This is a genomic window from Streptomyces sennicomposti, assembly GCF_019890635.1.
Taxonomy (GTDB): Bacteria; Actinomycetota; Actinomycetes; order Streptomycetales; family Streptomycetaceae; genus Streptomyces; species Streptomyces sennicomposti.
The window spans coordinates 42,255-62,571 of sequence record NZ_JAIOAB010000040.1 but is presented as its reverse complement, the minus strand read 5'-3'; the positions used below and the strand labels follow the sequence as shown (position 1 = coordinate 62,571).

Below are 20,317 nucleotides of genomic sequence, written 5' to 3'. Positions count from 1 at the left end.
GGGACTGCCGCCCGGGGCGCGGACCGACGGCGGGCGTCACTCGGCACCCGAGGCACAGGCTGTGCCGAGGCGCAGGTGGCCCTCCGGGGGCCTGTGGCCCGGGGAAAGGTTTCCGCTGGGTGGGTCAGGCGCAGCCGCAGGCGGACAGGGTCGTCGCCGTGGTGTCCAGGGCCGACTGGGCCGCCTGGGGGTCTGTCGTGCCGTCGGTGAGGAAGGCGAAGACCAGGAGGCGGCCGTCGCGGTCCACCGTCGTGCCGGCCAGGGTGTTCACCCCCGTCAGCGTGCCGGTCTTGGCGCGGACGAGGCCGGCCGCGCCGTCCGCCGCGTAGCGGTCGGCCAGGGTGCCGGTGAAGCCGGCCACCGGCAGGCCGGTGAGGACCGGGCGCAGCCCGGGCCGGGCCGGGTCGGCGGCGGTGCGCAGCAGGGCCGTGAGCAGGTTCGCGGTGAGCCGGTCGGCGCGGTTCAGCCCGCTGCCGTCGTGGAACTGCGCGCCCGCCAGCGGCAGGCCGAGCTTCTTCAGCTGCGCGGCGATCGCCCGGCCGCCGCCCGCGAAGTCGGCACGCTGCCCGGTCGCGGCGGCCGTCTGCCGGGCCAGCGCCTCGGCGATGTCGTTGTCGCTGTTGGTGAGCATCCGCTCGACCACGTCGGACAGCGGCGGCGAGGACACGCTCGCCAGCGTCTGCGCGCGCCCGGTGGCCTTGGAGGGACCCGGGTCGGTGACCTTGACGCCGTGGCCGGCCAGGAAGCGGCCGAAGGCGCGGGCGGCGTCCGCGGCCGGGTCGGCGGCGCGCGGCGCGGGTCCGCTGGTCGACGCGTCGGTGCGGCCCTCGTCGGCGGTCAGGGCGGTCACCCTGGCCACGTTGTCGTTGACGCCGATGGGGTGCAGGTCGGACCCGGCGTACAGGGTGGTGTCGTACGACAGCGTCACCTCGCGCAGCCCGCGCTGGGCGAGCGCGGCCGCCGTGGCGTCGGCGAGGCCGCGCAGCGAGGCCCACCCCTGGGCGTCCGCGCGGGCGGTGAGGGTGGGGTCGCCGCCGCCGACCAGGACGACCTCGCGGGTGTCGGGCTCCAGCGCGGCGCGGGTGGTGAAGCGGTGGTCGGGGCCGAGGGCGGACAGCGCGGCGACCGCGGTGGCGATCTTGGTGACGGAGGCCGGCGTGAAGGCCTGGCCGCCGTCCTGCTCGTACAGCGTCCGCCCGGTGGCCGCGTCGACGACCGCGGCGGAGTGGCGGGCGCCGAGGGCGGCGTCGCCCAGCAGCGGGTCCAGGACGTCGCGCAGCGGCTTGGCGCCGGACGCCGACTTCACCGTGGCGCCGGCGGCTTCGAGCCCCACCAGCACCGCCCCGGCGCTGAGCGCGGGCTTCGGTTCGCCGGCCGGGGCGCGGGACGTAGCGGACGTATCGGAACCGCGGCCGTGATCTGTGCCACCCGGCCGCTCCAGGGCGACTGCCCGGTCCCGCTCGGCCGTACGCTGACCGGTGGAGTCCCAGGGACCGGCGGCGGTCACCGCACCGGCGGCCAGCGCCAGTCCGGCGGTGGCGGCAGCGGCGGTGTACTGCCAGGTTCTGGTCCGGGCCGGCCGCGACCCGGTGGGCCCGGCGAGCCGTGCGATCCGCGGCCCGGCGGTCCGCGCCAGGCGCGCGAGCCCCGGCCGCACCGAGCGCGCGGCGCGCGTCAGAGGCGGTCGTGCGGTCCGTGCCAGGCGTTCCAGACGCGGTCGCGCCGCCCGCCAGCCCCTCAGCTCCGGCACGACCACCAGCCCCTTTCGCGATCACACACCTGCGTGAGGGACACTTAATCACCAGAACTATGTGCTGATCATGGAGGAGCCACCGGTGGAGTTCGACGTCACGATCGAGATTCCGAAGGGTTCGCGGAACAAGTACGAGGTGGACCACGAGACCGGTCGTATCCGCCTTGACCGTCGACTCTTCACTTCGACCAGCTACCCGGCCGACTACGGCTTCGTCGAGGACACCCTCGGCGAGGACGGCGACCCGCTGGACGCGCTGGTCATCCTGGATGAGCCGACCTTCCCGGGCTGCCTCATCAAGTGCCGCGCGATCGGCATGTTCCGGATGACGGACGAGGCCGGCGGCGACGACAAGCTGCTGTGCGTGCCGGCGTCCGACCCGCGCGTGGAGCACCTGCGCGACATCCACCACGTGTCGGAGTTCGACCGCCTGGAGATCCAGCACTTCTTCGAGGTCTACAAGGACCTGGAGCCCGGCAAGTCCGTCGAGGGCGCCAACTGGGTCGGCCGTTCCGACGCCGAGGCGGAGATCGAGCGGTCCCGCAAGCGCTTCCAGGAGCAGGGCGGTCACTGACCGTTCGACGCCCGCGGGCCGCGTGCACCCCACCCGGGTGACGCGGCCCTTCGGCATGCCGGTGCGCGTTCCCGCGCATACTGAGGCATACGGAAGGTGTCGTTCAGGGAGCGTTGCCCAGTGACGGATGCGGAGGACCGCAAGCCGCAGTCGGACGAGGCGAGGAGCGCCTTCAGGCCACCCTCGGGCCCGTCCGCGACCGGGTCTTCCCCGGGCTCGTCCACGACGCAGACGACCCAGGTGATCCCGGTGCCGAAGACGGCCCCGGCGCCCGCCCCGGTGGACAACGAGTCGTCCACGACCTCGGAGTTCGCGCTGCCCGAGGGGCTGGCCGCGCCCAAGGCGGGCGGCGGCGAGTCCGAGACCACCTCGGAGTTCGCCCTGCCGACCGGTCTGGAGGTCCCCGAGCCGCCGGCCGCCGACACCGAGGGCTCCGCGTTCACCCCGCCGAGCACCTACACCGCACGGCAGGCCCCGACGGCCTTCACCCCGCCCGGCGGCGTCCCGGCGGTCAGCCTGACCAAGGACGTCCCCTGGCAGGACCGGATGCGCACCATGCTGCGCATGCCGGTCACCGAGCGGCCCGCGCTCGAACACGTGCAGAAGACGGAGGAGGGCGGCCCGGCCGTCCCGCGCGTCCTCGACCTGACCCTGCGCATCGGCGAGCTGCTGCTGGCCGGCGGCGAGGGCGCCGAGGACGTGGAGACCGCGATGTTCGCGGTGTGCCGCTCCTACGGCCTGGACCGCTGCGAGCCGAACGTCACCTTCACCCTGCTGTCGATCTCCTACCAGCCGTCCCTGGTGGACGACCCGGTCTCGGCCACCCGCGTGGTGCGCCGCCGCGGCACCGACTACACCCGCCTGGCGGCCGTCTACCGGCTCGTCGACGACCTGAGCGACCCCGAGACCCATGTCTCCCTGGAGGAGGCCTACCGGCGCCTCGCGGAGATCCGCCGCAACCGCCACCCCTACCCCGGCTGGGCGCTGACCTGCGCGGCCGGGCTGCTGGCGGGCGCGGCCTCCATGCTGGTCGGCGGCGGCCCGCTGGTGTTCGCCGCGGCGGCGGTCGGCGCGATGCTCGGCGACCGGCTGGCGTGGCTGTGCGCGGGGCGCGGGCTGCCGGAGTTCTACCAGTTCACGGTGGCCGCGATGCCCCCGGCCGCGATCGGCGTGGCGCTGACCGTGGCCGACGTCGACGTGAAGGCGTCAGCGGTCATCACCGGTGGCCTGTTCGCGCTGCTGCCCGGGCGGGCACTGGTGGCCGGCGTGCAGGACGGGCTGACCGGCTTCTACATCACCGCCTCCGCGCGCCTGCTGGAGGTCATGTACTTCTTCGTCGGCATCGTCACGGGCGTGCTGCTGGTCCTGTACTTCGGCGTGAAGCTCGGCGCGCAGCTCAACCCGGACGCGGCGCTGGTCGGCAGCGAACGGCCGGTGCTGCAGATCGTGTCCTCGATGCTGCTGTCGCTGACCTTCGCCGTACTGCTCCAGCAGGAGCGGTCCAGTGTGCTGTGGGTGACGCTCAACGGCGGCGTGGCGTGGGTGGTGTACGGCGCGATGCACGACGTGGGCGGGATCTCGCCGGTGGCGTCCACGGCGGTCGCGGCGGGCCTGGTGGGCCTGTTCGGGCAGCTGATGTCCCGCTACCGGTTCGTCTCCGCGCTGCCCTACACCACCGCCGCGATCGGGCCGCTGCTGCCCGGTTCGGCGACGTACTTCGGTCTGCTCGGGATCGCGCAGAACCACATCGACAAGGGGCTGGTGTCGCTGGCCAAGGCGGTGTCGCTCGCCATGGCCATCGCGATCGGCGTGAACCTCGGGTCGGAGATCTCGCGGATGTTCCTGCGGCTCGGCTCCGCCGGGAAGCGGCGGGCGGCGAAGCGGACCAGGGGCTTCTGACCCCGGCCCGCTCCACCGGGGGCCCGGGGGCGGTCAGGGGGCGCGGTAGTAGCCCTGGTCCCGCGGGTCCTGCTGATTCCGGTCCCGGTTCGGGTCGTACTCGCCCTGCCGGTCGGCGTAGGGCTGCCGGTCGGCGTAAGGCTGCTGGTCGCCGTAGGGCTGGTCCGCGTACGGCTGCTGCTGGGGCTGGGGCTGCTGGTGCTGCGGCGGGTAGGGCTGGTGCCCGTACGGCTGCTGGTGCTGCTGAGGCTGCTGCTGCGGGTGCTGCTGCTGCTGGGGATACTGCTCGCCGTAGTGCTGGTTCTGCTGCTGGTGCCGGCCGCCGCCGCCGTACCGCTGCTGCCCCTGCGGGGGGTTCTGGTCGCCGTACGGGCGGGGCCAGGGCTGCTGCCGGGGGGCGGCCTGGGGGCCCGGGTCGATGCGGCGCAGCTGGGTCGTCGCGTCGTCCGCGACCGGCTGCCCGTACGCCTGCTGCCCGTACGGCTGTCCCGCGTACGGCGCCTGCTGGTACGGCGACGGCTGCGCGAGGGCCGGCTCCTCGTCCCGGACGGGCGCCTGCGGGTTCTTCTTCGCCTTGGAGCGGGCCCGCAGGAACTCGATGCCGATCGGCACCACCGAGACCAGGACGACCAGGATCAGGATCGCCTCGATGTTGTCCTTGACGAAGGCGATGTTCCCCAGCCAGGAGCCGAGCAGCGTCACGCCCGCGCCCCACAGGATGCCGCCGACGAGGTTGAAGACCAGGAACGAGCGGTACTTCATGCCGCTGACGCCCGCGATGATCGGCGTGAACGTGCGCACGATCGGCACGAAGCGGGCCAGGACCAGGGACTTCGGGCCGTACTGCTCGAAGAACTCGTGCGCCTTGGTGACGTTCTCCTGCTTGAACAGGCGGGAGTCCGGGCGGTTGAAGAGGGACGGGCCGACCTTCTTGCCGAACATGTATCCGGCCTGGTCGCCGAGGACGGCGGCGAGGCAGATCAGGGCGATCGCGGCCCACAGCGGGAAGTCCAGCTGGTTCGAGGTGATCAGCAGCCCGCAGGTGAACAGCAGGGAGTCTCCGGGCAGGAAGAAGCCGATCAGCAGGCCCGACTCGGCGAAGACGACGAGGAGCAGGCCCCAGATGCCGAAGGTGTCTAGGAGGTAGTTCGGATCAAGCCAGCTCGGGCCGAGGGCGAGCGTCGTCACGGTACCGGGCTCCTGAGGGGGTGAGGAAGGACGGCGGCGCTGCGGCCCCCGTGGTACTGCCGCACAACGTATCAACGGATGGTGTACGGCCCAGGTTCCACCGCCTTCGCGGGGACCCGCTGTGCGCCGGCCGGGTCCCCGCTGTGCGCCGCCGCCGTCCCGTCCTCTCCCCCAGCCCCGCCGTCAGCCCCCGTGGCGGGCGGCGTTCGCGAGGATCGCGTCCTTCAGGTGCTCGGCGAGACCGGGCCGCAGGGAGTCGTAGAACGCCTTGAACCGCTCGTCGGCGACGTACATCTCCCCCAGGCACCGATGCATCTCGTACGGGCATGCGAAGTAGTACGTGCCGATGTGCCGGCGGTGCTCCTCGGCCAGGTCCATGGCCGCCTCCCCGGCCGGCGGCTCACCGGCGGCCACCACGGCGGCGTACCGCTGTCCCCACCCGTCCGCCTCGGCCTTGATCCGCTTCCAGTCCTCCTTGGTGTAGCGGGCCGCGCGGCGCTGCGACTCCGCGTACGCCTCGGTGCCGCCCCAGCGCCGCTCGGCCTCCTCCGCGTACTGCTCGGGGTCCTTGTCCCCGAAGACCTCGAACCGCTCCTCGGGGGTGAGATCGATGCCCATCCTGCGTGCCTCCATGGCCTGCTCCACGGCCGCGGCCATCTTCCGCAGCTTGTCGATCCGGGCGGTCAGCAGTTCGTGCCGGCGGCGCAGATGCGCGCGCGGGTCCGCGTCCGGGTCGTCCAGCAGCGCCGCGACCTCGTCGAGCGGGAAGCCCAGCTCCCGGTAGAACAGGATCCGCTGCAGCCGTTCGAGGTCGGCGTCGTCGTAGCGCCGGTGCCCCGCGTGGCTGCGCCCGCCCGGTACGAGCAGGCCGATCTCGTCGTAGTGGTGCAGGGTGCGCACCGTCACCCCGGCGAAACCGGCGACCTGTCCGACGGAGTAGCTCACTTCCGCTCCCTTCTCGGTACGCCGTCCACGGTCGGCCCTCACGCCGCGTGAGGTGCAAGCCGGAACGGCCGGCCGCCTGCCGTCGCCGCCAGCCGTCGCCGCCAGCCGTCGCCGTCAGCGGTCGTCGTCAGCCGTCGTCGCCGGGGTGCCGCTCGCCCGTCGCGTACGGGTTCTCCTGGCCGTCCGCGAGGACGCCGACGAACGGCTCGCCCTCGCCCGCGAAGGTGTAGGCGCCGCGCTCCAGACGGTCCACCAGGCCCTGGGTCCAGGCGGCCTCGGAGTCCGCCGTGTGCACCCACAGGTTCATGATCTCGCCGATGTGACCGAGCTGTTCGGGACCGCCCTCGGGGACGTAGTGCTCGGTGACCTCCGACCGCCACCGCCCGATGCGCCGGATGCGCTCCTTGAGCAGGGCGATCGCCTCGTCCCGGGGCAGGTCGACCAGGAAGCCGATGGCGGCGGAGCGGACGTCCGTGCGCTGGTCGTAGGCCACGAGGGCCTCGCGCAGCAGCCGGAAGTACTCCTCGGCGCCCGCGTCGGTGATCTCGTACTCGGTGCGGGGCGGGCCGCCGGCCGTGGAGGGGGCGGTCTCGTGGGCGAGCAGCAGTCCCTGCTTCGCCAGCTGCTTCAGCGCGTGGTAGACCGAGCCGGGCTTGGCATTGGACCACTCGTGGGCGCCCCAGTACTCCAGGTCGCCGCGCACCTGGTAGCCGTGGGCGCGCCCGTGCTGGCGGACGGCGCCCAGGACCAGGAGGCGGATCGCTGACATGCGGTCCAGGTTATGGCCGGGACCCGGCCCCGTTCACCGCCGGGGCCGGGTCGGGCTGGACAACGGGACCGGATCGTGCCCTCGTGCCGTCGGCGGCGGGCCGCATCGCGCCCTCGGCTGCCGACGGCGGGGCCGGATGACGCCGTGCGGGTGGGTCAGTCCTGCTGCTCCGCCAGGGCCACCAGCTCGTACGCCGTCTTCCCGTCCAGCGACTCCCGGATGATGTCGGCGTGCCCCGCGTGCCGGGCCGTCTCCCGGATCAGGTGCAGACACAGCCAGCGCACCGAGACCGCCTCGTCCGGCGGGAACCAGGGGTCGTTCGGCAGCGGGAAGGTGTCGTCCAGGCTGGGGACCGAACGGACGTACGCCTCCGTCTCGGCGGCCACCTTCTCCCAGTACGCGAGCTGCCCGGCGACCGTCTCGTCCGCGCCGAGCACGAAGCACTCGTGCCAGTTCGACGCGTCGCGCCGCACCTCCGGCGGCTCCTGCTTCGCCCGCGCGATCCAGCCCTGCTCGACCTCCGCGACATGCTTGAGCAGCCCGCCGAGGGACAGCTCGCTCGCGCTCGGCCGCTGCCGCGCCTGCTCCTCGGTCAGCCCGAGCAGTGTCCGCCGGATGCCGCCGCGCTGCTCCTCCAGGAACGCCAGCAGCGCCCCGCGCTCGTCGCCCCGCTCCTCGGCACGCACATGAGTGACCATGACGGCCCGCCCTTCTTCCGTATCGCGTCTCGCCCGTACCGCCCGTATGGGCGTCGCCGGCGCCCTCTCGCCCCGACACAGATCACGCTACGGACCCTTGCGGTCAGGTTCTGTCCGCAAGGGTCCGGGCGGGAAGGGTCAGCAGGAAAAGGGCCGAACGGGAGGGTCAGGGCGGGCCGGGGTCAGGCGGGACGGGTCAGAACGGGAAGCCGCTGCGGCCGTGCTGCACCGAGATCCACTTGATCGTGGTGAAGGCGTCCACGGTCGTCTCCCCGTTGAGCCGGCCGATGCCGGAGTGCTTCTCGCCGCCGAACGGGACCAGCGGCTCGTCGTGGACCGTGCCGTCGTTCACGTGGAACATGCCGGTGTCGATCCGCTTGGCGAAGGCGACACCGCGCTCGATGTCCGCCGTGTGCACGGCCCCGCTGAGGCCGTACGGGCTGTCGTTGACGATACGGACCGCCTCCTCCTCGCCGTCGAACGGCACGAGGAAGGCGACCGGGCCGAAGATCTCCTGCTGGAGCAGCGCGGAGCCGGCGGGCACGTCCGTCAGCACCGACGGCTCGACCAGGTTGTCGGTGACGGCGCCGCGCAGCAGGGCGGTCGCGCCCTCGCTGATCGCCTGCTCCACCGCGCCCGAGATCGCGTTCGCCTGGGCGGAGTTGATCACCGGGCCGATGACCGTCTGCGGGTCGCGCGGGTCGCCGGCCTTCAGCGAGGCGACCTTGGCGACGAACTTCTCGGTGAACTCCGCCGCGACGGACCGGTCCACCAGGACCCGGTTCGCGGCCATGCAGACCTGGCCCTGGTGCACGTAGCGGCTGAAGACGGCCGCGTCGACCGCGTAGTCGAGGTCGGCGTCGTCCAGGACCACGATCGCGCTGTTGCCGCCCAGCTCCAGCACCGAGCGCTTGAAGTGGGACGCGCAGACGGTGGCCACGTGCCGGCCGACCGTGTCGGAGCCGGTGAAGGAGATGACCTTGGGCACGGGGTGCTCGATGAAGGCGTCGCCGATCTCGGCGATGTCCGTGATGACGACGTTGAGCAGACCGCCCGGCAGCCCCGCGTCCTCGAAGATCCTCGCCACCAGGGAACCGCCCGCGATCGGCGTGTTCTGGTGCGGCTTGAGCACCACGCCGTTGCCGAGCGCGAGCGCCGGCGCGACCGACTTGACGGACAGCAGGAAGGGGAAGTTGAAGGGGCTGATCACTCCCACGACGCCGACCGGGACACGGTAGACGCGGTTCTCCTTGCCGTCGGTCGGGGAGGGCAGGATCTTCCCCTCGGGGGCCAGCGCCAGATGCACCGCCTCGCGCAGGAACTCCTTGACCAGGTGCAGTTCGAAGGCCGCCTTGAGGTGGGTGCCGCCCAGCTCGGCGATGATCACCTCGGTGATCTCCCGCTCGCGCTCCTCGACCAGCCGCAGCGCCTTCTCGAACACCGCGCGGCGGGTGTAGGGGTTGGTGGCGGCCCACTGCTTCTGCGCGCGCTCGGCGCTGCGGTAGGCCTGATCGACCTCGTCGACCGTGGCTATGGTGATCGAGGCCAGCTTCTCGCCGTCGTACGGGTTGAAGTCGATGATGTCCCAGGACCCGCTGCCGGGACGCCACTCGCCGTCGATGTACTGCTGGGCCAGGTCGGTGAAGTAGGACGACATGGTGATCCCTCGTATCCCAGGCTCGCACTGTCTGATGGGACGTCATCGTACGCGCGCGGTCCGGGAGTTGAGACGCATATGCCACCGGCAGCCGGGCGGGCCGGAGCGCCGGCGGGCCGGGAGCCGGCGGGGCTGTTACGAGAGCTGGAGGAGGCCGCGCAGCAGGTCGCGGCTCTCGTCGGGGCCGGGGCTGTCGCTCTGGAGTTCCTTGAGCGCCTTCTCGTACTGGGCGACGTCCTCGGCCTTGTCCAGGTAGAGCGCGCTGGTCAGCTGCTCCAGGTAGACCACGTCCGACAGATCGGACTCGGGGAAGCTGAGTATCGTGAAGGCGCCGGACTCGCCCGCGTGCCCGCCGAAGCTGAACGGCATGACCTGCAGCCGCACGTTGGGCCGCTCGGAGATCTCGATCAGGTGCTGGAGCTGGCCGCGCATCACCTGGCGGTCGCCGTAGGGGCGGCGCAGGGCGGCCTCGTCCAGGACGATGTGCAGCTCCGGGGCGTTCTCGGCGACGAGGTACTTCTGCCGTTCCAGGCGCAGCGCCACCCGCCGCTCCACGTCGGCCTCGCTCGCGCCGCGCATGCCCCGCCGGACCACCGCGCGGGCGTACTCCTCGGTCTGCAACAGGCCGTGCACGAACTGGACTTCGTAGACGCGGATCAGCGACGCCGCGCCTTCCAGGCCCACATAGGTGGGGAACCAGCTCGGCAGGACGTCGGAGTAGCTGTGCCACCAGCCCGCGACGTTGGCCTCCTTGGCGAGCGAGAGGAGCGAGGTGCGCTCCGCCTCGTCCGTGATGCCGTACAGGGTCAGCAGGTCTTCCACGTCCCGGGTCTTGAAGCTCACCCGGCCCAGTTCCATCCGGCTGATCTTCGACTCCGAGGCGCGGATCGAGTACCCCGCCGCCTCCCGCGTGATCCCCCGCGACTCCCGCAGTCTCCTGAGTTGCGAGCCGAGCAGCATCCGCCGCACCACCGATCCGGGCTCTCCCGCGCTCACGTTCGCCAGCCTCCCCAACCGTCCTAGGCGCCGCAGTCTGCCACTAAATCACTTCGAGCTGTACTCGCCCGATTACGGAAACGGAAAGAGATCGCAGAAATCGTGCAGCCCACGGCAAGAAGGAGGCATGAGACGGACGCGGGGATGGCGGAAAAAATGGCCAACAAGCGGTACGTGAGGGTCCAATTCGGTCACGTGCACGTGCATCTGCCCTTGCATCTGCTGTGCGCATCCGAAACCATGGTCCCGCACCACCGCTGCATCGCAACGACCGCGGATTATCGGGAGTGCCTCGCATGGCAACGAATGGATCGACCATGCTCCAGCCGTTACGGCAGGGCCTTCCCCCGCTGGACCCCGCGGCCGTGTCGGACGCCGCCTCCTGCGCCCTGCCCGCGCGGTACGAAGCCGTGCGCGAGGCCAGGCGGTTCACCCGCGGGACGCTGGACCGGTGGGAGCTGGGCGAGCGTTTCGACGACGTCTGCCTCGTGGTCTCCGAACTCGTCACCAACGCCCTGCGGCACGCGCTGCCGGCCGCGACGGCGGTACGGGCGGGCGAGCAGGGCTCGGCGGTGCGGCTGCATCTGATGCACTGGACCGAGCGGCTCGTGTGCGCGGTGCGCGACCCCAGCCAGGACAGCCCGGTGGCGCGCGAGGACACCGAGGACTTCTCCGCCGAGTCGGGCCGGGGGCTCTTCCTCGTCGACTCCTTCAGCGACAGCTGGGGCTGGCACCCGATGGCCGGCGGGCTCGGTGGCAAGGTCGTCTGGGCCCTGTTCCGCCTCCACCCCGCCGACTGATGCCGCACACCCTTGCACGTTGAGGATCTACGCGCGTCACTGTGCGCGGCGGGTGGTTCACCGTGTGTATGGGGACTGCGGGGGGTGTGGACGGGGGCTTCGCCTGTGTATGGGTGCCGCGGTGGGCGTACGGCTGCTTCGGCCGTGCGGCCGTGCGTATGGGTGCTGCGAGGGGGCGTAACGGGTGCCTCGCCGTGTGTACGTGAGCGAACCGGCGGGACTGCGGCGGTGGTTCGGCGGCGCGTCGACGCCGGGGGCGGGTGGCCGCCTCTCGGCGGACCGGTCGCTCTCGCTCCGGGGCGGAGGGGCTTCTCGGCACCCGGGCGGCGGCGAACCGATTCTGCTCAGCCCGCGACGAGGTGGTCGAACTCCCCGTCCTTGACGCCCAGCAGCATCGCCTCGATCTCGGCGCGCGTGTAGACCAGTGCGGGCCCGTCGGGGAACCGCGAGTTCCGCACCGCCACGTCACCGCCCGGCAGCCGCGCGAACTCCACGCAGGAACCCTGCGAGTTGCTGTGTCTGCTCTTCTGCCAGGCCACTCCGTGCAACTGCGTGGCAGCCATGCCGTTGTGCACGTCGCACTCCCCGTACACGCCCTCGACGTCGTGGTTCACAGGTCGCTCCCCGGTGGTGCACTGGCTGATGTGGCCATTGATGCATCGATCAACTGACCCGGATCATAACCTTGTTCATGTGCAGCTGCATGAGCAGATGCACGTGCACGCGGAGTGTCTCGGCGGTTACAGCTTTGACGAGCGCTTTACCGAAGCCGTTTCCTGCGCCTGCCCCCGAACGCGTCGGCCATGCCTGTGCGAGTGAACGCCCGCCGTACGCACGCCGCGTGCACTAGAGAGAGACGCAAGCGGCCCCTCACCTGTTCCGGCGTCGGCCGGGCAGTTGCGGAACGGGTTGTTCGGGGCCGGGGGCGGATACCGGTGGCGGGCGGCGGGAAGCGGTTTCGTCGGCCGAACGCCGGGGGTCGGCCGACGGGAGTGCGAAGTAGGCGGGCAGTAGGGCGAGTTCGGCGGGGCGTGGTTGCGGGGATGCATCTGCAACGGTCGCGAGCGACCGTCGGCGGACGTCTGGAAGCCTCCCACAAGGGGTGCGGGCGTCTTGCGGCAGGTGGTCCGTAGGTCTCCTGGGGGTGGTCAGCGGGCTCCTGGGGGTGGTCGGCGGGCTCCTGGGGGTGGTCGGCCGGCCCTCGGCCGTGGTTCGCCGGCCTTCCGTGCTCGGGGCCTGCGGGCCTCGGACGCGTGGACTGCGGGTTCTGGACGTGTGGACTGCGGGTTCTGGGCGCGTGGACTGCGGGTTCCGGGCGCGTGGCCGGGCAGACCCCGGACGCGTGGTTCGCGAGCCCTGGGCGCGTGGCTCGCGGGCCTCCCGAGTCGGGCGTAACCACTGGTAACTTGCTGCGTTCGTACCGGTCGCCGGACGGCCGGTTCCAGCTCGGGGTGCTTGGGGGTTCCAGTGACGAGGGCGACGAGGGCGACGAAAGCGACGGACGCGCCGAGGACGGCGGACGCGACGAGGACGGCGGGCGCGACGAGGACGCTGAGCACGGCAGGGGCGCGGAGCGCGCCGGGGGTGGCGGCCGTCCGGCGGGCGGGGCGGATCGCGGCGGCCGGCCTGGTCGGGGCGCTCGCGCTGACCGCGTGCGACAGCGGCGGGGGCTCGGACTCCCCCGCCGGCGCGCACTCGGGGTCCGGCGCGGCGTCCGGCTCCGGTCCCGACGGCTCCACCGCGCCCAGCGCGACCGGGTCCGCGTCCGCGAGCGGGGGCGCCGGGTCCGACGGGAGCGCGAAGGGCGCGGCGCTGAGCGGCAGTTGGCTGGCCACCACCGGGGGCAAGGAGGTGGTCCTGATCGTCAACGGCGGCAAGGCGGCGCTCTTCTCCACCGACCGGACCACCTGCGCGGGAAGCGCGGCCGAGGAGGGCGGCAAGCATGTGCTGCGCCTCTCCGCGTGCAAGGCGCGTACGACGGGCACGGTGGACTCCGTCAACAAGACCACTCTCCGCGTTACCTGGGAGGGTGGACTCGGCACGGAGACCTACACGCGGGCGGAGGGCGGGGCGATACCCTCGGGGCTCCCCACGGCGAGTCTCGGCTCCTGAGCGTTCCGGAGCCCGATGGCGGGGCGGGCAACCGCGCCGCACCCTCGTACGTGATGATCCTTGAGCATCGTCACGACCCAAGGAACCACCTCATGCGCGCCATTCCGATCACCGTCACCGCCCTCGCCGCGGCCCTCCTCCTGACCGCCTGCGACAGCGGCGGCAGCGACGGCAAGGCCACCGGCGCCGACACCGGGAGCAAGAACACCGACAGCACCGCCTGCCGGATCGGCGAGGTCGGCCTCCAGGTCGGCCCCGCCAACGCCGCGCCGGCCGCCGGGGACACCGGCAACGTCCCGGTGACGCTGACCAACCAGGGCGCCCAGTGCACCCTGGACGGCTTCCCCGGCCTCACCCTGGCCGCCGGGAGCAGCACGGCGACCGTGCCGGCCGACGAGGCGGGGCAGGCGCAGAAGCTGACGCTCGCCAAGGGCGACACCGCGTCCTTCACCCTGACGTACGTCCGCGGCAAGGCGGGCGACGCGAAGAGCCTGGCGGCGACCTCGCTGAAGATCGCGCTGCCGGGGGCGTCGGACGCCCAGAGCTTCGCGTGGTCCTACGGCCCGGTCCAGGGCAAGAGCGACGCGGCCCACCCGGACGCCTCGGTGACGGCGTTCCAGCAGGCCGGGGACTGAGAGACGCGGGGCCTCACGCCGGCGTCGCAGCCCTGCGGACGCGGAGGCGCAGCCGAAGGCACGGCTCCGTCCCGTACGCGGCGGAGCCCAGCGCAGCGTCACCCGGCCACGGCGAAGCCCCGCGCCTGACAGGACCGACACGGGGCGGAGCCCCCAGCGCTGCCGAGCCGGTGCGCGGCGCACCGCAGCGTCAGCCGACGCACGCGGTGGGTGGACTCCTCGGCGCTGCGAGGCCGACGCACACGGTGGGCTCCTCGGCGCGACGAAGCCGAGGCACGCGGTGGGCTCCTCGGCGCTGCGAGGCCGAGGCGACGGACTCCCCCGGCACCACGCAGGCCGCCGCACGGCGAAACCCCCGCGCCGGAGTCGTGCGGCACCCCCGCGCCGGGGCCGCAGGGAACCCTGGCACCGGGGCCGTAGGGAACCCTGGCGGTCGGGCCGTGCGGAACCCGGCGGCGGAGCCTGCGTCCCGGCTCAGCCCAGCCGCGGCCGGTGTCTCATCTGCGCACGGTCCGCCGCCTCCGCGCCCTCCGTCCAGCCCGCCGCGTCGCTCACCCCGCGCAGGCGGGTGGTGGTCGTGTCCGGGAACATCCGGTCCAGCCGGTCGGTGACCGCCACGTCCCGGCTCGCCAGGACGGGGAGCAGATCCTCGGTGACCTGGCGCTCGGCGACGGCCGCGAGGCGCGTGCCGATGCGATGGGCGTAGGCGGCGAGGAAGGACTGCCGGAAGGTCTTGGTCCGCTTGCGTCCGCCCGCGCGCTGCGCGGCCTCGGCACGGGTCATCGCGGTGGTGGCCTGGACAAGGAGTGAGGTGTACAGCAGTTCGACCACCTCCAGATCGGCCTCGAAGCCGACGACGGTGGAGAAGCCGAGGGGTTCGTTCCACACGGCCCGGCAGTGGTTGGCGGTGGCGACGGCGTCCAGCAGCACGGCCTTGGCCTGCTCGTACGGCGGTTCGACACCGATCCGGCAGGCGCCGGGCGCGTCGGGCGCCGGCGCCCGCGCGGCGAGCAGCGCCTCGTCGATGCTGTGCCGGGCCATCAGCTCCTGCGCCTTGGCGCTCAGCGCCTCCGCCTCCTCCGGGAACCCGGTCGCCTCCGCCTTGGCGAGCAGCGCCCGTATCCGGCCGAGCAGCCGCGCGTCGCCCTTGGCGGCAGGAGCGCCGGGCGCGGCGAGGTCGTCCAGCGTTTCGAGGGTGGGCAGCCGCAGCAGCAGGCGGTACAGCTCCAGCACGGCGGTGGCGTACGAGAAGCGGTCGCCGGCGGGCGCCTCCTCGGTGGTCAGCTCGGCGAGCTGCGCGGCCCAGCGCCGGCCGCGCGGCCGGTCGTGCGGCGCCTGCGCGCGGACGAGGGCGGCGACGATCCGGACGTGGCCGTCGCCGAGTTCGCGCCGGACGAACCGTACGAGATCGCCGGGCTGCCACCCCCGCTGCCAGGCCGCCGCGACGAACTCCTCGCCGCGGCGCGCGAGTTCGGCGTCCGCCGCGGGATCGGCTGCGAGCATCGAGGCGCCGGCGTCGAGGGCGTCGTCGGTGGCGGCGTAGAGGGCGGCCGCGAAGGCGCGGTCGACAGTGCTGGACGTGGTCACGGCCCGATCCTGCCATGTCGCCCGGAATCACCGTCCACACCCTGTGGATAACTTTCGGCGAGCGGACGTACGACGCCCCAGCAGGCGAAGCGAGGGCGGCCGACAGCCGAAGCGACGGACGAAGCGGCCGGAGAGGCAGCGGGCAATGCGGCGACCCCGCACCCGACTGTCAACCACGGGTTGACACCCCTTCACTGTCAACCTACGGTTGCGCTATGACGAACCCGAACCCCGCCATCAGGTCGTCCGTCCGCCTCGACGACCTCATCTCGGCGATCAAGAAGGTCCACCAGGAACCGCTCGAGCAGCTGCAGGACGCCGTCCTCGCCGGGGAGCACCTCGGCGAGGTCGCCGACCACCTCATCGGGCACTTCGTGGACCAGGCACGACGCTCCGGCGCCTCCTGGACCGACATCGGCAGGAGCATGGGCGTCACCCGGCAGGCCGCGCAGAAGCGGTTCGTGCCCAAGGAGTCCAACGATCTCGACCCCAGCCAGGGCTTCAGCCGCTACACGCCCCGCGCGCGCAAGGTGCTGATGGCCGCCCACGACGCCGCCAAGGCCGCCCGCAACGCCGAAGGACTGCCCGCGCACCTGATCCTCGGGCTGCTCACCGAGCCGGAGGCGCTGGCCGCGAAGGCCGTACAGCACCAGGGCGTGCCGCTGGAGACGATCCGCGAGGCCGCGACCGCCGCGCTCCCGCCGGCCGTCGCCGACGCCCCCGAGCTGGTCCCGTACGGCCCCGCCGCCAAGAAGGCCCTGGAGCTGACCTTCCGCGAGGCCCTGCGTCTAGGCCACAACTACATCGGCACCGAGCACATGCTGCTGGCCCTGCTGGAGCTGGAGAACGGCGAGGGCGTCCTGAGCGGCCTCGGCATCGGCAAGGACCGCACCGAGGAGTTCGTGGTGACGACGCTCGCGGAGTTCCTCGACACCAAGCAGCAGGAGAAGGCCCCCGCCGAGCAGGAAGACACGCAGCCCGGCCCGCCCCGTCCCGGACAGGCGGGTGACGGAACGGCGGGCGACGGAACGGCGGAGAACGAAGCGGCGGGCGACGGCGCCGCTGAGGACGGCGCCTCCTGACCCGGGCGGCGGCCGGGCAACGGACAACCGAACCCGCAGCTCACCCGCACTGTCAGACCCCCCTGCGACACTCGACCGCATGACCGACCGGTGGGCGCTGGCGCCGACCGAGGGGGGTGGCGCGGAGGTCGCCCCCCTCGGTCCGGACGGGCTGCCCGCCGGGCCGGTGCGCCGCGAACCGGACCTGGCCGGGGCCGTCCGCAACCGGCCCCACGTCACACGCTGGGTGTGGCGGTCCACCGCCGAGATCTACCCCCGGCTCCTCGCCGCCGGGGTGCGCGTGGAGCGGTGCTACGACATCGAGGACGCCGAGACCCTGCTGCTCGGCCACGAGGGACACCATGGCGAGCCCCGTTCGGCCGCCGCCGCGCTGGCCAGGCTGCGCGGCGGACCCGTACCGCCGGATCCGCCGCAGCGGCCCGCCGAACCGGGCGCGCAGTCCCCCCTGTTCGAACCGGAGGGCGTCCACCTGCCCCTGGAGGACCTGATCGCGGTCCACGCCGAGCAGCAGCGGCGGCACGACCGGACCGCGCACCCCGACCGTATGCGGCTGCTGACCGCGGCCGAGTCGGCGGGCATGCTGGTGGCGGCCGAGATGAACCGCGCGGGCCTGCCCTGGCGCGCGGACGTGCACCGCCAGGTGCTGCACGATCTGCTCGGCGAGCGCTACGCGGGCGGCGGCGAGCCCCGGCGCCTGGCCGAGCTGGCCGACGAGGTGTCCGTGGCCTTCGGCCACCGGGTGCGGCCCGACCTGCCCGCCGAGGTCGTCAAGGCGTTCGCCCGCGCCGGCGTCAAGGTCCGCTCCACCCGCCGCTGGGAGCTGCGGTCCGTCGACCACCCGGCCGTCGAGCCCCTGCTCGAGTACAAGCGGCTGTACCGGATCTGGGTGGCGCACGGCTGGTCGTGGCTCCAGGACTGGGTGCGGGAGGGGCGGTTCCGGCCGGAGTTCCTGGCGGGCGGCACCGTCACCGGCCGCTGGGTGACCAACGGCGGGGGCGCGCTGCAGATCCCCAAGGTCATCCGCCGGGCCGTGGTCGCCGATCCCGGCTGGCGGCTGGTGGTGGCCGACGCCGACCAGATGGAGCCGCGCGTGCTGGCGGCGATCTCCCGCGACCCCGGCCTGATGGAGGTGGCCGGCCGCACCTCCGACCTGTACCAGTCGGTCTCCGACCGCGCCTTCGCCGGGGACCGCGCCCAGGCCAAACTGGCCGTGCTCGGCGCGGTCTACGGCCAGACCTCGGGCGACGGCCTGAAGAACCTCGCCGCGCTCAGACGCCGCTTCCCGCGCGCGGTGGCCTACGTCGACGAGGCCGCCCGGGCCGGCGAGGAGGGCCGGCTCGTCCGGACCTGGCTCGGCCGGACCTGCCCGCCGGCCGCCGCGAACTCCGAGGACGCGACCCAGGAGGCGGGCCTCCCCCAGGACGACCCGGCCGAGCGGCCCGGCGGCGGAAGCGGCGACCGTACGAACGGCGACCGCGGCTGGCTGCCGGGGTACGCCTCCTCCGACGCGCGCGCCCGCGGCCGTTTCGCCCGCAACTTCGTCGTCCAGGGCAGCGCCGCCGACTGGGCCCTGCTGCTGCTCGCCGCGCTGCGCCGCACCTGCCGGGACATGGCGGCCGAACTGGTCTTCTTCCAGCACGACGAGGTGATCGTGCACTGTCCGAAGGAGGAGGCCGACACGGTGGTGGAGGCGATCCGGGAGGCCGCGGAACTGGCCGGCCGGCTGACGTTCGGCGACACTCCGGTGCGGTTCCCGTTCACGACGGCGGTGGTGGAGTGCTACGCGGACGCCACCTGACGCCGAATCACCCGCGAACGGCCACCTCCCCCGCGTCGCCGCCGCCTCCCCGGGCGGCGAAGGAGCACACCGGACGACGCAGTCACACGAGGCACCCTCTGGCGAAGGCGCCCCCTGGCCCCTGCCCCCCTGGTGAAGTCGCCCCTGGCCCGCTGGCCCCCTGGCCCCCTGGCCCCCTGGTGAAGTCGCCCCCTGGAGGACCGCCCGCCCCGAGCCGGAGAGAAGATCGAACAGACAGGAGAGACACAGCACCGACAACACCGACCGATCCCCTGGCCCCGCGCGATCCGGCCGGAACCGGGGGATCCCGACCGAGGGGGAGCCCCGGCATGCGACTGCGCTGCGCGGTACTGGACGACTTCCAGAACGCCGCGACCACCTTCGCCGACTGGTCACCGCTGAGCGACCGGGTCGAAGTGGTCACGTACGACGAACACTTCACGACCGAGGACGCGCTGGCGGCGGCGATCGCGGACGCCGACATCGTCGTGACCCTGCGCGAACGGGTGCCGTTCCCGGCCTCGCTCCTGGACCGCCTCCCCCGGCTGAAGCTGCTGATCGCCTCCGGCATGCGCAACTCGGTGATCGACTATGCCGCCGCGCGGGCGAACGGCGTGACCGTGTGCGGCACGGAGAGCGCGGGCACCCCGCCGGTGGAACTGACCTGGGCCCTGCTGCTCGGCCTGGCCCGCGGGATCGTCCAGGAGAACAACGCGCTGCGCGCCGGCGGCCCCTGGCAGTCCACCGTGGGCGCCGATCTGCACGGCCGCCGCCTGGGTGTGCTGGGACTCGGCAGGATCGGCAGCCGGATGGCCAAGGTGGGCCTGGCCTTCGGCATGGAGGTCACGGCCTGGAGCCACAACCTCACGAAGGACCGGACGGACGAGGCCGGAGTCACCCTGGCCCCCACGAAGGAGGACCTGCTCGCGACCTCGGACTTCGTCTCGATCCACCTGGCCCTCGGCGACCGCACCCGGGGCCTGATCGGCGCCGCCGAACTGGCCCTCCTCCAGCCCACGGCCTACCTGATCAACACCTCCCGCGCGGCGATCGTGGATCAGGACGCGCTGCTCACCGCGCTGCGCGAGGGCCGCATCGCCGGCGCGGGCATCGACGTCTTCGACACGGAACCCCTCCCCGCCGACCACCCGATGCGCACGGCCCCCCGCCTCCTGGCCACCCCTCACCTCGGCTACGTCTCCCGAGCCAACTACGAGCGCTACTACGGCCAAGCGGTAGAAGCCATCACCGCCTACCTCACCGGCACCCCGACCCGCGTCCTGCCCTGACCCCACGGGCCGGGCCCCTCCAGCTGCCCACCGGCCCACTGAACGCCGAAAGACCAGCTAGGAATGTCCCTAGCTGGTCTTCGCAGTCAAGCGGCTTCCGCATTCAACACCGAAATCCAAGCAACCGAGTTGGGCGGCTTTCCGGCACGAGGTCTCATCGACCACGGCCGCTCTCCCCGTGGTCCCCCGTCGTCCCGCGCTCGATCCGGTCCACTTGCGCCGTGGCAGCCGCGTCCTCACCCGACGCGGCCGAACGGTCGGCTTCGCCGTAGAGGTCCGCGCGGAGGCGCTCCTTGGCCGCTTCGAGCCGCGGACCGTAGTCGGGCATGAACACCTCACTCAGCGCTTTGTCCAGCGTCCCTGAGATCGAGTAGATCGGCGACCATACGGCTCGGTCGTGCACGATGCCTTGCAGGTCGTCGGACCGGAACATGACCTGGTACAGCCAGTCCGACAGGACGAACGCCTGATCGCGCGTGAGTCTGATGGTGATCGCATCCTCGTCCACGCACCCAACCTAGCCCTCGAACGAGTT

At 72.8% G+C, this 20,317-nt stretch carries 18 protein-coding genes; 8 read left to right on the top strand and 10 right to left on the bottom strand.

What is annotated here, in order from left to right:
• Nucleotides 1-124: 124 nt before the first annotated feature.
• Nucleotides 125-1,756 (bottom strand): D-alanyl-D-alanine carboxypeptidase/D-alanyl-D-alanine endopeptidase, encoded by a 1,632-nt coding sequence (gene dacB / locus K7787_RS21450; RefSeq protein ID WP_308036421.1) that lies wholly within the window; start codon nucleotides 1,754-1,756, stop codon nucleotides 125-127.
• 79 nt (nucleotides 1,757-1,835) lie between these two features.
• Here dacB and K7787_RS21445 point away from each other — a divergent pair, with 79 nt between their 5' ends.
• Together K7787_RS21445 and K7787_RS21440 are read left to right on the top strand one after the other, a co-directional pair.
• Nucleotides 1,836-2,327 (top strand): inorganic diphosphatase, encoded by a 492-nt coding sequence (locus K7787_RS21445; RefSeq protein WP_009189868.1) that lies wholly within the window; start codon nucleotides 1,836-1,838, stop codon nucleotides 2,325-2,327.
• A gap of 120 nt (nucleotides 2,328-2,447) precedes the next feature.
• Nucleotides 2,448-4,226 carry a threonine/serine exporter family protein gene (locus K7787_RS21440; RefSeq protein WP_169439759.1) on the top strand — a complete coding sequence of 593 codons (1,779 nt, stop codon included), beginning with the start codon at nucleotides 2,448-2,450 and terminating at the stop codon, nucleotides 4,224-4,226.
• A 33-nt stretch (nucleotides 4,227-4,259) separates the two neighbouring features.
• Here K7787_RS21440 and K7787_RS21435 read toward each other — a convergent pair whose 3' ends face one another.
• The 6 genes from K7787_RS21435 to K7787_RS21410 form a co-directional block, all read right to left on the bottom strand.
• Complete coding sequence (locus K7787_RS21435; RefSeq protein WP_223002597.1) at nucleotides 4,260-5,414, bottom strand: DedA family protein; 1,155 nt, start codon at nucleotides 5,412-5,414, stop codon at nucleotides 4,260-4,262.
• A gap of 183 nt (nucleotides 5,415-5,597) precedes the next feature.
• Complete coding sequence (locus K7787_RS21430; RefSeq protein WP_169439757.1) at nucleotides 5,598-6,359, bottom strand: MerR family transcriptional regulator; 762 nt, start codon at nucleotides 6,357-6,359, stop codon at nucleotides 5,598-5,600.
• A gap of 127 nt (nucleotides 6,360-6,486) precedes the next feature.
• A complete protein-coding gene (locus K7787_RS21425; protein ID WP_223002596.1) occupies nucleotides 6,487-7,128 on the bottom strand; it encodes a PadR family transcriptional regulator in 642 nt (213 codons plus the stop codon).
• Between the two features lie 155 nt (nucleotides 7,129-7,283).
• On the bottom strand, nucleotides 7,284-7,826 hold the full coding sequence (locus K7787_RS21420; RefSeq protein WP_223002595.1) for a DinB family protein: 543 nt from the start codon (nucleotides 7,824-7,826) through the stop codon (nucleotides 7,284-7,286).
• A 196-nt stretch (nucleotides 7,827-8,022) separates the two neighbouring features.
• Entirely contained in the window at nucleotides 8,023-9,483 is a 1,461-nt protein-coding gene (locus K7787_RS21415) for an aldehyde dehydrogenase family protein (RefSeq protein ID WP_223002594.1), read from the bottom strand.
• Between the two features lie 135 nt (nucleotides 9,484-9,618).
• The gene (locus K7787_RS21410) at nucleotides 9,619-10,455 is read right to left on the bottom strand and encodes a Sco1979 family transcriptional regulator (RefSeq protein ID WP_504740003.1); all 837 of its coding nucleotides are present in this window, start codon (nucleotides 10,453-10,455) and stop codon (nucleotides 9,619-9,621) included.
• A gap of 341 nt (nucleotides 10,456-10,796) precedes the next feature.
• On the opposite strand from K7787_RS21410, the gene K7787_RS21405 reads away from it, so the two are divergent.
• Nucleotides 10,797-11,279: an ATP-binding protein gene (locus K7787_RS21405; RefSeq protein WP_009189860.1), complete on the top strand. Its 483-nt coding sequence runs from the start codon at nucleotides 10,797-10,799 to the stop codon at nucleotides 11,277-11,279.
• Nucleotides 11,280-11,623: 344 nt separating this feature from the next.
• On the opposite strand, the gene K7787_RS21400 is transcribed toward K7787_RS21405, so the two are convergent.
• Entirely contained in the window at nucleotides 11,624-11,893 is a 270-nt protein-coding gene (locus K7787_RS21400; RefSeq protein ID WP_019982546.1) for a DUF397 domain-containing protein, read from the bottom strand.
• 970 nt (nucleotides 11,894-12,863) lie between these two features.
• Here K7787_RS21400 and K7787_RS21395 point away from each other — a divergent pair.
• Together K7787_RS21395 and K7787_RS21390 are read left to right on the top strand one after the other, a co-directional pair.
• Entirely contained in the window at nucleotides 12,864-13,391 is a 528-nt protein-coding gene (locus K7787_RS21395; protein WP_223002593.1) for a hypothetical protein, read from the top strand.
• A gap of 92 nt (nucleotides 13,392-13,483) precedes the next feature.
• Complete coding sequence (locus tag K7787_RS21390) at nucleotides 13,484-14,026, top strand: DUF4232 domain-containing protein (protein WP_223002592.1); 543 nt, start codon at nucleotides 13,484-13,486, stop codon at nucleotides 14,024-14,026.
• A 474-nt stretch (nucleotides 14,027-14,500) separates the two neighbouring features.
• Here the strand turns inward: K7787_RS21390 and K7787_RS21385 are convergent, their stop codons facing one another.
• Entirely contained in the window at nucleotides 14,501-15,613 is a 1,113-nt protein-coding gene (locus K7787_RS21385) for a DUF2786 domain-containing protein (protein WP_223002591.1), read from the bottom strand.
• Nucleotides 15,614-15,828: 215 nt separating this feature from the next.
• Between K7787_RS21385 and K7787_RS21380 the strand changes: the two genes are divergently transcribed.
• The 3 genes from K7787_RS21380 (at nucleotide 15,829) to K7787_RS21370 (ending at nucleotide 19,782) form a co-directional block, all read left to right on the top strand.
• A complete protein-coding gene (locus K7787_RS21380; protein ID WP_223002590.1) occupies nucleotides 15,829-16,695 on the top strand; it encodes a Clp protease N-terminal domain-containing protein in 867 nt (288 codons plus the stop codon).
• A gap of 79 nt (nucleotides 16,696-16,774) precedes the next feature.
• A complete protein-coding gene (locus K7787_RS21375; protein WP_223002589.1) occupies nucleotides 16,775-18,493 on the top strand; it encodes a bifunctional 3'-5' exonuclease/DNA polymerase in 1,719 nt (572 codons plus the stop codon).
• 329 nt (nucleotides 18,494-18,822) lie between these two features.
• On the top strand, nucleotides 18,823-19,782 hold the full coding sequence (locus tag K7787_RS21370; RefSeq protein WP_009189853.1) for a D-2-hydroxyacid dehydrogenase family protein: 960 nt from the start codon (nucleotides 18,823-18,825) through the stop codon (nucleotides 19,780-19,782).
• Between the two features lie 154 nt (nucleotides 19,783-19,936).
• On the opposite strand, the gene K7787_RS21365 is transcribed toward K7787_RS21370, so the two are convergent.
• Entirely contained in the window at nucleotides 19,937-20,290 is a 354-nt protein-coding gene (locus K7787_RS21365; RefSeq protein ID WP_223002588.1) for a hypothetical protein, read from the bottom strand.
• Nucleotides 20,291-20,317: the final 27 nt, after the last annotated feature.